General features: G+C 40.9%; 15 protein-coding genes. 13 read left to right on the forward strand and 2 right to left on the reverse strand.

What is annotated here, in order from left to right:
• Positions 1-3: 3 nt before the first annotated feature.
• From B5F08_RS02665 to B5F08_RS02670, 3 genes are all read left to right on the forward strand, one after another.
• A complete protein-coding gene (locus B5F08_RS02665) occupies positions 4-1,368 on the forward strand; it encodes a glycoside hydrolase family 32 protein (protein WP_143256348.1) in 1,365 nt (454 codons plus the stop codon).
• A gap of 167 nt (positions 1,369-1,535) precedes the next feature.
• Positions 1,536-1,700: a hypothetical protein gene (locus B5F08_RS13210; RefSeq protein ID WP_158096190.1), complete on the forward strand. Its 165-nt coding sequence runs from the start codon at positions 1,536-1,538 to the stop codon at positions 1,698-1,700.
• 21 nt (positions 1,701-1,721) lie between these two features.
• Positions 1,722-2,030, forward strand: coding sequence for a manganese catalase family protein (locus B5F08_RS02670; protein WP_442856053.1), 309 nt, complete (start codon positions 1,722-1,724; stop codon positions 2,028-2,030).
• 36 nt (positions 2,031-2,066) lie between these two features.
• Here the strand turns inward: B5F08_RS02670 and B5F08_RS02675 are convergent, their stop codons facing one another.
• Complete coding sequence (locus B5F08_RS02675) at positions 2,067-3,785, reverse strand: phospho-sugar mutase (RefSeq protein ID WP_087376279.1); 1,719 nt, start codon at positions 3,783-3,785, stop codon at positions 2,067-2,069.
• Between the two features lie 285 nt (positions 3,786-4,070).
• On the opposite strand from B5F08_RS02675, the gene B5F08_RS02680 reads away from it, so the two are divergent.
• Entirely contained in the window at positions 4,071-5,177 is a 1,107-nt protein-coding gene (locus B5F08_RS02680) for a DUF5640 domain-containing protein (protein WP_087376280.1), read from the forward strand.
• A 123-nt stretch (positions 5,178-5,300) separates the two neighbouring features.
• Here the strand turns inward: B5F08_RS02680 and B5F08_RS02685 are convergent, their stop codons facing one another.
• Entirely contained in the window at positions 5,301-6,053 is a 753-nt protein-coding gene (locus tag B5F08_RS02685) for a YebC/PmpR family DNA-binding transcriptional regulator (protein ID WP_087376281.1), read from the reverse strand.
• A 268-nt stretch (positions 6,054-6,321) separates the two neighbouring features.
• Between B5F08_RS02685 and B5F08_RS02690 the strand changes: the two genes are divergently transcribed.
• From B5F08_RS02690 to rsmB, 9 genes are all read left to right on the forward strand, one after another.
• On the forward strand, positions 6,322-7,200 hold the full coding sequence (locus tag B5F08_RS02690; protein ID WP_087376282.1) for a YicC/YloC family endoribonuclease: 879 nt from the start codon (positions 6,322-6,324) through the stop codon (positions 7,198-7,200).
• 11 nt (positions 7,201-7,211) lie between these two features.
• Positions 7,212-7,463, forward strand: a complete 252-nt coding sequence (locus B5F08_RS02695; RefSeq protein WP_087376283.1) for a DUF370 domain-containing protein — start codon at positions 7,212-7,214, stop codon at positions 7,461-7,463.
• A complete protein-coding gene (gene gmk, locus B5F08_RS02700; protein ID WP_242968219.1) occupies positions 7,456-8,034 on the forward strand; it encodes a guanylate kinase in 579 nt (192 codons plus the stop codon). The genes B5F08_RS02695 and gmk overlap by 8 nt, the downstream gene beginning before the upstream one ends.
• Positions 8,035-8,111: 77 nt before the next feature.
• On the forward strand, positions 8,112-8,318 hold the full coding sequence (rpoZ, locus tag B5F08_RS02705) for a DNA-directed RNA polymerase subunit omega (RefSeq protein WP_087376285.1): 207 nt from the start codon (positions 8,112-8,114) through the stop codon (positions 8,316-8,318).
• Positions 8,308-10,800 carry a primosomal protein N' gene (gene priA, locus B5F08_RS02710; RefSeq protein WP_087376286.1) on the forward strand — a complete coding sequence of 831 codons (2,493 nt, stop codon included), beginning with the start codon at positions 8,308-8,310 and terminating at the stop codon, positions 10,798-10,800. Before rpoZ ends, priA begins: the two co-directional genes overlap by 11 nt.
• Positions 10,801-10,858: 58 nt before the next feature.
• Positions 10,859-11,326, forward strand: coding sequence for a peptide deformylase (gene def, locus B5F08_RS02715; protein ID WP_087376287.1), 468 nt, complete (start codon positions 10,859-10,861; stop codon positions 11,324-11,326).
• A 41-nt stretch (positions 11,327-11,367) separates the two neighbouring features.
• Positions 11,368-12,294 (forward strand): methionyl-tRNA formyltransferase, encoded by a 927-nt coding sequence (gene fmt, locus B5F08_RS02720; protein ID WP_087376288.1) that lies wholly within the window; start codon positions 11,368-11,370, stop codon positions 12,292-12,294.
• An 18-nt stretch (positions 12,295-12,312) separates the two neighbouring features.
• Complete coding sequence (locus B5F08_RS02725; protein ID WP_087376289.1) at positions 12,313-13,011, forward strand: zinc metallopeptidase; 699 nt, start codon at positions 12,313-12,315, stop codon at positions 13,009-13,011.
• Positions 13,011-14,360, forward strand: coding sequence for a 16S rRNA (cytosine(967)-C(5))-methyltransferase RsmB (rsmB, locus tag B5F08_RS02730; RefSeq protein ID WP_087376290.1), 1,350 nt, complete (start codon positions 13,011-13,013; stop codon positions 14,358-14,360). Before B5F08_RS02725 ends, rsmB begins: the two co-directional genes overlap by 1 nt.

Consider the following 14,360-nt stretch of genomic DNA (forward strand, 5'->3'; position numbering starts at 1 on the left):
TATATGAAAAATACTTACAGACAAGAATATCATCTTATGCCTGAAACAGGCTTTTTAAATGACCCCAACGGACTTTGCTATTACAACGGCGAATATCATATTTTCCACCAGTACGCCCCACAGGGACTTTCGGCTCAAAGGGGATGGGGACATTATACAACAAAGGATTTTGTAAATTACAATAATTACGGAATGGTTATTTATCCCGATTCTGTCTGGGATAAAAACGGTTCATATTCAGGTTCTGCCCTTATTGACGACGGTGAAATGGAGCTGTTCTACACAGGAAACGTGAAGCAGCCGGGCAACCACGACTATACACTCAGCGGCAGAGAACAAAACCTCATATATATGAGTTCAAAAGACGGAGTTAATTTCTCAGAAAAAGAACTCCTTATGACAAACGACGATTATCCTGAAAATTGTTCCTGCCATGTTCGTGACCCAAAGGTTTGGAAAGAGGGAGAAAATCTCTATAAAATGATACTGGGTGCAAGAACCAGAGATGACAGGGGAGAAGCTCTCGTTTACAAATCTTCAGATAAAAAACACTGGACTCTTGATAAGGTTTATACAAAACCACAGCTGGGATACATGTGGGAATGTCCGGACTTCTTTGAGCTTGAGGGAAAAACATTCCTCTGCTGCTGTCCCCAGGGCGTAGAGCCAAAGGGAATAGAGTGCCAAAACATTTATCAGAGCGGATATATGATAGTTGAGGGCGACGAGCTTTCAGAGTTTGTAGAGTTCGACAGAGGTTTTGACTTCTATGCACCTCAAACATTCCTTGCACCGGACGGCAGAAGAATAATTATAGGTTGGTTCGGACTTCCGGATGTTCCTTATAAGAACCCAACAGAGGAAACCGAAAACTGGATTCACTGCCTTACAATTCCAAGAACACTGGAATTTAAAGATAACAAAATCTGGCAGGAACCTATAGCCGAGCTTGAAAAGCTTAGAACCGATGAAATATCCCTTTCACTTGAACCGGGAAAGATAAATATTCTTCCTAAGGTTCAGTGTGAAGCATTTATAAATTTTAAAGATAAAACAGACAGTTTTGATATTTCAATAAGAAAAGATATAAATATATCTCTCAAGGACGGCGTGTTTACCTTAAAAATAGGTGACAGTGGAAAAGGCAGAACTGAAAGAAGCTGTAAAGTAGATAAAACCGACAGCGTAAGAATTTTCAGCGACACTTCCTCAATAGAGATATTTGTAAACGGAGAGGTGTTCTCCTCAAGAATTTACGAAGAAAAAGACAATTCCGAGGACTTTACAGTTGTCCTCAATTCATCTTCACAGGGATGCGATCTCGCCTATTATATTCTGCGTCCCTTTGAGATAACAAAAATAAGCTAACGCCACAGTTTTTGTACTGTTTACTCCTTTCAACAAATATATATTGCTAAAAAATAAACGTTCTGAGGTAGGGATGACCTCAGAGCGTTTATTTTTGTGTTTTAAGAACATTGTCTTTTAAGGTCTTTTTTTAATTAGCCGGCGTATTCTTTACCGAGGTGATTGTTTTGGATAAGGATACTACAGAATTTTTTCTGGGAGAGACAAAAGTTAAAATTGCAGATCCAAAGGAAAACGTCGGTAAAGATGAAATTGAAAAAATTTTGAATACAATAGCTTTGCTTTACAAAAACACATTGAAAAACCCGGAAGATAAAAACTATAAACAGTGACAGCCTTTTGGTGCTGATGAGTTGGGACATTTGGAAATGATAGGAGCGATAGTTTATCAGCTTACAAAGAACCTGACAGAAAAGGAAATTAAGGAAGCAGGTTTTGAAGATTACTTCGTAGACCACACTTTGGGAATTTATCCCCAGTCCGCATCAGGTGTGCCTTTTTCAGCGGGAACCTTTGCTGTGAAAGGCGATCCAATAACCGATTTGCACGAAAACATGGCAGCAGATGACAGTACTTTAAAAATACATACAAAAATCCCGCATACTCTAAATCTGAGTACACGGGATTTTTTGGCTTTATGTTACGGTTTTATATTTGTTTGATGGTAAACATCAATATGACTTTTGTTTAAGGTCAGATTAAAGACCCATGATTTTTTTCATGTCGTCTGTAATCAAATCGGTGATTCTCTGTGCGTCAGCCTTGTCTTTACCAACTGCTGTCACATAAATCTTAATCTTTGGCTCTGTGCCGCTTGGACGAACAATAGCTGCATTGTTGCCCTCAAGATAATATGCCAAAACATTTGACTTAGGAAGCTCGATAACTTTTTCTGTTTCGGCAACAATGTCCTTTTCAACGCTCTCTTTGAAGTCGGAGAATTTAACAACCTTCATGCCGCTTACTTCTGCCGGGCTGTTAGCTCTGAGAGAAGCCATAATGTCAGCCATTTTCTGCATACCTGCAGCGCCGTCAAAGCTGAAGCTGAGAGTTGTGTTCTTGTAGTAACCATATTCCTCATACATAGCGTCGATAACCTGAGCAAGAGTCTTGCCCTGCTTCTTGTAATATGCCGCCATTTCGCAGATAAGCATAGAAGCAACAACTGCGTCCTTATCTCTTACATAGCTTCCTGCAAGGTAGCCGTAGCTCTCTTCAAAACCGAATACAAATCTGTCTGTTTCGTTTGCAGGTTCAAGGTTCAGGATAACCTCGCCGATGTATTTAAAGCCTGTGAGAACGTTTTTAAGTTCACAGCCGTACTTTTCGCAAAGTCTGTCAATCATTATGCTTGTAACGATTGTCTTTACAATGATTGGCTTCTCAGGAAGTGTGCCGAGACGCTTTCTGTTGGAAAGTATGTAATCTGTAAGCATAATTCCTGTTTCATTACCTGTAAGCAGACGATAGCTTCCGTCGCTGTCGATAACTGCGATACCTACACGGTCTGCGTCAGGGTCAGTTGCCAGGAGAAGGTCAGGCTTTTCAACTTCGCAAAGCTCAAGACCTTTCTGGAGAGCCTCTTTAATTTCCGGGTTTGGATAAGGACAGGTTGTAAAGTTGCCGTCCGGCATTTCCTGCTCTTTAACAATCTTAATATCCTCAACGCCGATTTCACCCAAAACTCTGCGTACAAGCTTGTTGCCTGTTCCGTTGAGAGGAGTGTAAACAACCTTAAGGTCAGCACCCTTGCAGATGCCTTCGTTTATCTGCTGTTTCTTAACATTGCCAATATATCTGTCATAAACTTCGTCAGCAACATACTCGATAAGTCCCTTGCTGATTGCTTCGTCGAAGTCCATTGTCTTTACATCTTTAAATATATCCAGCTTGCAAATCTCATCATAAACAATACCTGCGGCAACGTCTGTCATCTGGCAGCCGTCCTCACCGTAAGCCTTGTAGCCGTTGTACTTTGCCGGGTTGTGGCTTGCAGTAACCATGATACCTGCCTGACACTTGAGATCTCTTACGAGGAAGCTGAGTACAGGTGTTGGCTGAAGCTCGCTGGTGATATATGCCTTGATTCCGTTAGCTGCCAAAACCTTTGCAGCCTCAATCATAAACAGGTCTGCCTTAATACGGCTGTCGTGAGAAATAGCAACTGCACCGCCGCCGAATTTTGAGTTAACATAATTTGCAAGACCCTGTGTTGCATGTCTTACAACATAGATATTCATTCTGTTAGTACCTGCGCCGATAACACCTCTGAGACCTGCTGTACCGAACTCAAGGGAGCGGTAAAAACGCTCGTAAATCTCATCTTTATTATCTTTAATGCTTTCGAGCTCTGCAATCAGATCTTTGTCGTCTGTTGCAGACTGACACCATTGGTTATAGCTTTCCATAAAATCCATTTTAAAATCCCTCCATGGTTAGTGATTTAAAAGACGAAAATTGTGTATTCTCAAAGATAGTATAAACTTACTTTGACACACTAAATTATATCATAAATGCATAGGATTTACAAGAGATAATTTTATATTATCACCAAAAAAATGCGTTTTTTCCGAGAATTATTCTACATAAAGACTTTTAACAGGAAATATTCAACAACCGTTCACATTCTTTCTGTTGATTTGTTGCCAATGATATAGTAATATATAAAACATACAAAATAGATTATTCTGGAGGTTTAACCAATGGGCGAAGAGCAAAATAAGTCTGTTTTTGAAAATAAAGAACAGGAAGATTCAAAAGACACTGATATGAACGAAACTGTTAGTGAAACAAGTGTTGAAAACAATGAGGAAGAAACTCAGTTTGTTTCAGAACCACAAAATGATTTTTCTGATGATGTTACAGATGATCTGAATACGGAAAACGACAGCTCTGAAGAAACAGATTCAGCTGAGTTTTTTAATGAATACAGTTTTGAAAACAGCGAAGAGTCTTCCGAAAACACTGAAGAAGGAACAGAAAACCAGGTTGATACTGACCTTAGCAGCTATCAGGGACAGTATGTAAATGTTGAAGCTCAGGAAAGTACACCTGTAAAGACCAAGAAAAAAGGTATTCTTTATCCTTCAACAATAGTTGTTTTGGTGCTTGTAGTTGCGTCAATAGTTATCTATGGCATTTATGCATCGTTCCAGCCGTCAATTAAGGGCGCATGGGTGAGCACAAGTGTTGATGAAACCTCAACTGCAAATTCCTATCTTGTTTTGGGCGACGATAATGTGGCTTATATGACATTGGGAACAATGAGATATATGGGTATTTACAGCACATCTTTTGATGATGACGGTCAGAAGATTTTAACAGTTGATATTCCTTATGCACTGCAATCAAATTTTGTATATGAATTGCAGGGAGATATAATGACTCTCGTAATGGAAGGCGACACAACAGAGTATACCTTTAAGAATGTAGAGCTTCCTGACTATACCCTCACAGTTCCTGATGACTATGTAAGAGATGACAACCTTTTGGGTAAATGGAAGGATTATACCTACGATATAGAATACACATTCAGAGCTGACGGCACAATGCTCATAAGCGAAGCCGGAGTTGTTGAAGCTGACTGTATCTATAATATAGTAGACGGAACAATCCATGTTGAGTATCTCGCCGGAGAAGTATATTCAATGGATATGGAATACACAGTTGACGGAAACAATCTGACAATAGGAGTTATGAACTTCCAGAAAATTGCAGATGAAAACGGAAAAGCAATCCAGACAGAAGAGCAGACAACCGAGGCAGACACAACAGCCGAAACAACAGTAGAAGAAACAGTTGCTGCATAAAGAAAAGATCATAATTAAATAAAAAATGAAAAAACACGCCGATTTCTTACGGCGTGTTTTCTACATAATAAAACAAAAGAGCGGTGAAAACCGCTCTTTTTAGATTTTAATGATTTAATTAAATTAGTCCTCGTCTGGTGTTTCCGGCATATCCCAGTTGTGCCATACGTTCTGAACGTCGTCGTTGTCCTCAAGCATGTCGAGGAGCTTCTGCATTTTAACCTGTACATCAGGGTCGTCAATCTTTGTGTAGGTGGATGGAACCATCTCAACTTCTGCTGATGCAAAGGTATAGCCCTTAGCTGTCAGGTCGTCACGAACTGCGCCCATGTCAGAAGGCTCTGTGTAAACTGTATAGATATCCTCGTCTGCTTCAAAATCAGCAGCGCCTGCTTCCAAAGCGTCCTCCATGAGTTTATCCTCTTCAACCTCGTTGTCCTCTTTGTCGAGAACCAAAACGCCCTTCTGCTCAAACATAAAGCTAACGCATCCAGGTGTACCCATGTTGCCGCCGAACTTATCGAAATAGTGTCTTACATCGCCGGCAGTTCTGTTTCTGTTGTCTGTAAGAGCCTCAACAATAACAGCGATACCGCTTGGGCCGTAGCCTTCGTATGTTACAGCCTCGTAGTTTGCGCCGCCTGCTTCACCTGCGGCTTTCTTAATAATTCTTTCGATGTTTTCGTTGGGCACGTTGTTTGCCTTTGCTTTTGCGATGCAGTCACGAAGCTTTGAGTTAGCGGCTGGATCTGCGCTTCCGCCGTCACGAACTGCAACGATAAGCTCTCTGCCTATCTTTGTAAAAATCTTTGCTCTAGCAGCGTCGTTTTTACCCTTTTTCTGCTTAATAGTACTCCATTTATTATGTCCGGACATTTATTACCATTCCCTTGTAAATAAAATTGTATTAAAAATTGCAATCTATTATACCATGAAATCACAGTTAATGCAAATGTTTTTTAATGTCGGTTTGTGTTAAACAGGGAAATATAAAGAAGATTTACAAATAAAAGGTTACAATTTTGTAACTTTTCTATTGTCAAAATAATATAGGGGTGATATAATTATCTGTGGAAAAGCTGAAAACGAAGGGAATATCAGCTTACCACAGAAATTATCATAGAGTAAGAAAGGAAAAATTATTATGGCAAGGTCAATGACCGGCTTCGGAAGATGTGAAGCCACCATAAACGGACGTGACATTGTGGTTGAAATTAAAAGTGTCAACCATAAGTATTTTGAGTTTTTTTGCAGAACCTCAAGAGGATATTCATTCCTTGAGGAAAGACTTAAATCAGAGATAAACAGTAAGATAAGCAGAGGAAAGCTGGATGTTTTTGTTTCGGTTTCCGTACCTGAGGATACACAGGCAAATGTTACCGTTAATCATAACTTGGCGGCAGGATATGTAAACGCTCTTAAAGAGCTTGCGCAGACATATGATTTGACATATGATATAACCGCTTCCATGCTTTCAAGATATCCGGATATTTTGACAGTTCATAAAACACCTGAGGATGAGGACGAAGTTTGGGCAGCAGTAAAGCCTGCTTTGGACGAGGCTCTCAACAGATACATAGAGATGAAAAAGTCAGAGGGTGAAAGACTTAAAGCTGACGTTTTGGGCAGAGCCGGGCATATTCTGGAAATCGTATCAAAAATAGAAGAGCGTTCTCCTCAAACCGTAAAAGAGTACGAAGCAAGACTAAAAGAAAAGATAAAGGATTTCCTCCAGGGAGCTACAGTAGACGAGCAGAGACTTTTGACAGAGGTTGCAATATTCTCGGATAAGGTTGCCGTGGCAGAGGAAACCGTAAGACTTAGAAGCCATTTTGAAGAGCTTAAAAATGCTTTGGACACAGACGGCGCAGTGGGCAGACGACTTGACTTTATAATTCAGGAAATGAACAGAGAGGCAAACACAATAGGCTCTAAGGTGTCTGACGCAGAGCTTGCCCACAGAGTTGTAGATATAAAGGTTGAAATAGAGAAGATAAGAGAGCAGATACAGAATCTTGAATAAGAGGGAAAATAATGAAACTTATAAATATAGGATTTGGCAATACAGTGTCATCTGCAAGGATTGTTGCGGTGGTTTCTCCTGACTCTGCGCCTATAAAAAGAATTGTACAGGACGCAAAAGCCAAGGGAACACTGATAGACGCTACCTACGGCAGAAGATGCAAAGCTGTTATTATAACCGACAGCGACCACATCATACTGTCAGCCATTTCCCCTGAAACTATTGGAAACAGAAATGAAGAAGGAGCTGAGCAGATTGACTAACAATACTGTAAACAAGGGAGTTTTGATTGTATTTACCGGAGCGTCAGGAGTCGGCAAGGGAACTGTAATGAAAAAAATTCTTGCAGCAGACCCAAACAACTGGCTTTCGGTTTCTATGACCACCAGAGCTCCGAGAGCCGGTGAAGTTGCCGGAGTTGACTACAACTATATTTCTGTTGAGGAGTTTAAAAGCATGATGGCAGAGGACGCTTTTTTGGAGTCCGCATGCTACTGCAAAAACTATTACGGAAGTCCAAAAGCTCCGGTTGAAGAAAATCTCAAAAACGGCAAGAATGTTTTTCTTGAGATTGAGGTTCAGGGATTTGAGCAGGTAAGAGAGCTTTATCCGGATTGTTTGAGCATTTTCCTGCTTCCTCCGTCAATAGAGGTTTTGGAGCAAAGACTCAGAGGAAGAGGCACAGAGAAAGAAGAAGTAATTCAGGATAGACTCAATACCGCTTTAAGAGAGATTTCAAGATCAAACGAGTATAAATACAATGTTGTAAACGACGACATAGACAGAGCAGTTGAGGAAATACTCAATATTGTAAAAAATGAACGTGCAAAGTGATATTTTAACATGAATTTCACAGCCACAACACAGAATAAGACTATACTATAATTTAAAGAATAAAAAGGAGAATAAGTATGCATAAGGTTTCAGTAGATGATATGTTCAGCGGAAAGAAGAGCAGATACGCATTGGTAATAGGTGTTGCAAAGAGAGCACGTGAGATTGCAACATATTTTAATGAAAATGAGATTGTAACAAAAGATAAGCCTGTGCTTTTGGCTATTGAGGACTTCAAACAGCACAGATACAATATTTTAGAGCCTGACACAGATGAGGAATAATAGAGAAGAGGATTACTCTCTTGTAGCGGCTGTTGCCGTTGAAAAGACAGTTTACCACTTTGATAAACTTTTTGATTACAGAGTGCCGAAAAAGCTTGAAAAGTCCATAGAAAAGGGCAGACGTGTCTATGTTCCCTTTGGAAAGGGAAACTGCCTGCGTCAGGCAATGGTTTTTTCGGTGGATAAAGCGAAAGCTTCCGATATGGAAAACTTAAAGGAAATAAGAAGGGTTTTAGATAAGACAGCGGTTTTAACCGATGAAATGCTGGAACTTGCCCTTTTTATAAAGGACAGATGCTTCTGTACAATTTTTGAAGGTGTAAAGGCAATGCTTCCGGCAGGCCTTATGTTCAAAATGAAGCTGTACTATAAGCTTTCGGAAAAAGGCGAAAAGCTTGTAAAATCGGAAAGCCTTGAAGATTTTTCACAGGAAGAAAAAAATATACTCCTTGCAATTTTTAAAAGCAAGGGACTTGAAAAGGAAAAAGTTGCCGATACTTTCGGAAAGGACGCCGAAGAGGTTTTTGAAAAGCTTTGCCGTGAGGGACTGGTTCTTGAAACAGAAAAAGCCAAAAGGAAAACCGCCGATGCCACCGTAAAGTGTATGGCGCTTACCGATGACGCATTTGATTATGAGGACTCACTTACCGAAAAACAGGAAGCGGTGTTTGAAATATTATCAATGTGCAAGGGCGCATCGGTAAAGGAAATTTGCTATTATACAGGGGTTACAACTGCGGTAGCCGACGCCCTTGTGAAAAAGGGCATAGCCTATTATTACGAGGAAGAGGTTTTCAGAACACCTAAAAAAGTGTCTGTAAACACCGGATTGCCGGAAAAGAAAATGACCCTGTCAGAGGAACAAAACAGAGTTTTTGAAAATATATACGGAAGATTTAAAGAGGATAAACCGTCGGTAACACTGCTTTTCGGAGTTACCGGTTCGGGAAAAACTTCGGTATATATTAAACTTATAGACAGCGTTCTGAAAGACGGAAAAACCGTAATTTTTATGGTTCCGGAAATTTCATTGACGCCTCAGTTTACCGAAAAGTTTGAAAAGCTTTTCGGCAGCGACGTGGCTGTTTTTCACAGCCGATTGTCATTAGGGGAAAGGCTTGACGAGTATAAAAGAGTGCTGAGAGGCGATGCAAAAATAGTTGTAGGCACAAGGTCTGCGGTTTTTGCGCCCCTTAGAAATATAGGTCTTATCATTATGGATGAGGAACACGAGCACACATATAAATCCGAAAGCACCCCAAGATACAACGCCTGTCAGGTTGCAAAATTTCGATGTACAAAGAACAACAGCCTGCTTCTGCTGGGTTCGGCAACGCCGTCGGTTGAAAGCTATTATCATGCACTAAACGGCACTTACTCATTGGAGATGCTGAAAGAGAGATACGGAACCTCGGTTTTGCCGGATGTTATGATTGAAGATATGAACCTTCAGACAGCAGAGGGAAATTTCGGAAACTTTTCTTCCGGACTTGCGCTGGAGATAGAAAAGAATCTTGAAAACGGAAAACAGTCCATACTGCTTTTAAACAGAAGAGGTCACAACACCTTTGTGGCGTGTACAAGGTGCAAAGAGGTTGTAACCTGTCCCAACTGTTCAATATCATTGACCTTTCACAGCGCCAACAACAGGCTTATGTGTCATTACTGCGGGTACTCAATACCCTATACCAACACATGCCCGTCCTGTCATCAGGATGGTTTGAGGTTTTCGGGTGCAGGAACTCAGCGTGTTGAACAGGAGCTGGCGGAGCTTTTTCCGTCGGCGAGAATTTTAAGACTTGATACAGATTCCACCATGGGAAAGTATTCCCACGAAAGAAAGCTATCGGCTTTCGCCGCTGGGGATTACGATATACTGGTTGGTACTCAGATGGTGGCTAAAGGTCTTGATTTTCCGAAGGTCACATTGGTGGGAGTAATAAATGCGGACACCATGCTTTATTCCGACGATTTCAGAAGCTATGAAAAGACCTTTTCCCTGCTGACCCAGGTGGTTGGAAGAAGCGGAAGAGGAGAGGAAAAGGGCAGAGCGGTTATACAGACATTTACTCCCGATAACCCCATAATTTACCTTGCTGCAGAGCAGAACTATGAGGCTTTTTATCAAAGCGAAATAGAGATACGCAGAGGTATGCTGTATCCGCCTTTTGCGGATATCTGTTATATAGGCTTTGTGGGATTAAACCATGACGCCGTAAGGCGGAAAGCTATGGAGTTTTCCAAGTCTTTGGCGGAAACCGCAAGACTTCGCTACAGTCATATTCCCATGAGAGTTTTAGGGCCGTCGCCATCTTCGGTGACAAAGGTAAACAACAAGTACAGATACAATATAATTATAAAATGCAGGGACAACAGGGAAACCAGAAGTCTGATAACCCTGATGCTCTGCGAATTTGGAAGAACCAACAACAGGGGAAAAGGCGTGAGAATTTTTGCCGACATGAATCCCCTGTCAATATAGAGTATGAAGAATAAGCAAATTGATTTTTGAAAGATTTTATTGGATTGGATGATGAAAAATGGCAATTAGAAATATAGTAAAAGAGGGCGACGAGGTACTGAGAAAAAAGTGCCGTCCCGTTGAAAAATTCGACCAGCACCTCTGGACTTTGCTTGACGATATGGCAGAAACCATGCACCAGGCAGGCGGCGTAGGCCTTGCAGCTCCTCAGGTAGGTATAATCAGAAGAGTTGTGGTAATTGATGTGGGCGATGGTGTTATCGAGCTTGTAAACCCAAAGATTATTATGAAAGCCGGCGAGCAGATTTCCGCAGAGGGCTGTCTTTCCTGCCCTGGTGAGTACGGAATTACAAGCCGCCCGATGTTTGTAACTGTTAAGGCTCAGGACAGATTCGGCAACGAGTTTACCAAAGAGGGCAAGGAACTTTTGGCAAAGGCATTTTGCCACGAGCTTGACCACCTTGACGGAATTATATTCAAGGATATAGTTCAAAGAATGTTAAGACCGGAAGAACTGGGCGACTGATTTACTGAAATTATAAAACAGTTTTGAAATGGAGATAATTTATGAAAGTAGTTTTTATGGGAACTCCGGACTTTGCCGTTCCATGCCTTGAAAGACTTGTAAGCGACGGTCATGATGTGGCGGCGGTATTTACTCAGCCGGACAAACCAAAGGGCAGAGGATATACATTGACGCCTCCTCCGGTAAAAGTGTGCGCCATGGAACACGGCATTGAGGTTTTCCAGCCAAAATCCATGAAAGACGGCGAAGCCCTTGAAATACTTAAAAAGATTGAACCTCAGCTCATTGCGGTTGTGGCTTTCGGAAAAATTCTTCCTAAAGAAATCCTCGATTTGCCGCCTTACGGCTGTATAAACGTACACGGTTCATTGCTTCCTAAATATAGAGGAGCTGCCCCAATACAGTGGTCGGTATTAAACGGAGATAAAATAACCGGAATTACCACAATGTATATGGACGTGGGACTTGATACAGGCGATATGCTTTTGAAGTCTGAAACCGAAATCGGAGAAAACGAAACCTCCGGAGAGCTTTACGACAGAATGAAAGTTATGGGCGCAGACCTTCTTTCCGAAACAATAAAGAAACTGGAAGATGGAACTGTAACAAGAACAAAGCAAAAGGACGAGGAAAGCTCATACGCTTCCATGCTTGATAAATCCATGTGCCGCATAGACTGGAATCAAAGTGCTGATAAAGTCCATAATAAAGTGAGAGGTCTTTCACCATGGCCTGTAGCTGTGGCTGAGCTTAACGGAAAAAAAGTAAAAATCCACAAAACACTGCTTAACAGCGTAAGCGGTAAAAAAGGTGACTGCGGAGAAATAATCTCCCTTAACCCATTTGTGGTGGCTTGTTCCGACGGTGCGGTTGAAATTCTCGAGCTTCAGCTTGAGGGCAAAAAGAGAATGAACAGCAAAGATTTTCTCATGGGTCACAGACTTAATGTAGGTGACAGATTTTCATAAACAAAAGGAGAATAGAAAATGCCTTTTTTATATTTTGACTGGACATATCTTGTGTTTGTAGTACCATGCCTTATAATTTCAATTATATGCAGTGCCAATGTACAGACAACCTACGCTAAATATTCTCAGAGAATGAACTCAAGAGGAATGACAGGAGCGCAGGCGGCTGAATATGTTTTGAGAAGCAACGGCGTAACCGGTGTTAGAATTGAAATGGTTGAGGGAAAGCTTTCCGACCATTTTGATCCGAGAACAAATGTTATAAGACTTTCAAGGGATGTATATATGAATTCATCTATCGCTTCTGTAGGTGTTGCCGCCCACGAGGCAGGTCATGCTGTTCAGCATGCGGTGGGATATTTTCCAAATAAATTGAGAAGCGCAATCCTTCCAGCTGCAAATATCGGCTCATCCTTGGGCTGGATTTTGGTAATTGTTGGATTGATTTTGCCGGTTCAGTATTCCTTTGTAGTGACATTGGGAATAATTTTCTACAGTGCGGCTGTATTGTTTACAATAGTGACTCTTCCTGTAGAGTTTAACGCATCTGCCAGAGCTTTGGCTTGTATTAAAAACACAAATCTCCTTTACGGCGAGGAATACAACGGAGCAAAAAGGGTTTTGCAGGCTGCTGCGATGACTTATGTTGCCTCAACACTCACATCTGTTCTCCAGCTTCTCAGACTTATTGTTATCGCCAATAACAGAAGGAGATAATGATGACGCAGAACAGTTCTATAAATCCCAGAACCTTGGCGTTTAATATACTTTATAAGGTGTCTGAGGATAAGGCTTATTCCAATATCGCTGTAAATACAATGCTGAAAGAAAGCGGACTTTCAGGACTTGACAGCGCCTTTGTTTCAGCAATAGTTTACGGTGTTTTGGAAAAACAGATTACAATAGATTATATAATCAGGCAGTATTCAAATCTGCCTATGAGAAAAATAGAGATAAAGACATTGATAATTCTCAGAATGGGAATTTATCAGATGCTTTTTATGGATAAGGTTCCCGACAGTGCGGCGGTCAACGAAAGCGTTAAAATCGCAAAAAAGAAAGGACTTATGAAGTCCTGCGGTTTTATAAACGCTGTGCTGAGAAATTTTGTGAGGGCAGATAAAAAATACAGTCTGCCACCTGAAAATGAAAGGGGAAAATATTTAAGCGTTAAGTATTCCTGTCCTGAGAGCCTTATAAGCCAATGGCTTGATGCTTACGGATACAACGTAACAGTTGATATGCTTAAATCCCTTGAGGGCAGACCGCCTGTGACTGTAAAAGTAAACACATTGAAAATTACTTTAGAGGAGCTTATAAAGATCTTTGAAGAAGAGAGCGTAAAAGCCGAAAGAAACTTAATTCCTCAAAGTCTCAATATTAAGTTTTCAGGTTCAATAGAAAATTTAAAATCCTTTAAAGAGGGATATTTCCATGTGCAGGATGGCGCAGGCACACTGTGCGCTTTGACGGCAAATCCTAAAAGGGGCGATGTGGTTTACGATATCTGCTCTGCTCCGGGAGGAAAAGCTTTTTCAATGGCAGAGATTATGGAAAACGAAGGTGAGCTTTATTGCTTTGACCTTTACGAGCATAAGCTCAGGCTTATTGAAAAGGGCGCAAAACGATTGGGACTTAATATAATAAAAACAGCTGTGAGAAACGGCGCAAATCCTCAGAATAAAGAGGAAAAACCGGCAGACGTAATTTTATGCGATGTGCCATGCAGCGGTACGGGTATTTTGAGAAGAAAGCCGGAAATAAGATATAAAGATAACCAGTATGATGAAAATTTAACTGATATACAATATAAGATACTTTCAGAAAGCGCAAAGCTTTTAAAAGAGGGCGGAAAGCTGGTTTATTCAACCTGCACCCTCAATCCTTTGGAGAATACCAATGTGGTAAAAAGATTTTTAGAAGAAAACAAGAATTTTTCAGGAAAAGCCTTAGAGCTTCCAAAGGATATAAAAAGAACGATAAAGGAAGAGGAGTACGAGATAACTTTGTTCCCACAGACAAACGGAACAGACGGATTTTATATTGCTCTTTTGCAGAAGGGATAA

The organism is Anaeromassilibacillus sp. An172, assembly GCF_002160515.1.
GTDB classification, from domain to species: Bacteria; Bacillota; Clostridia; order Oscillospirales; family Acutalibacteraceae; genus Limousia; species Limousia pullorum.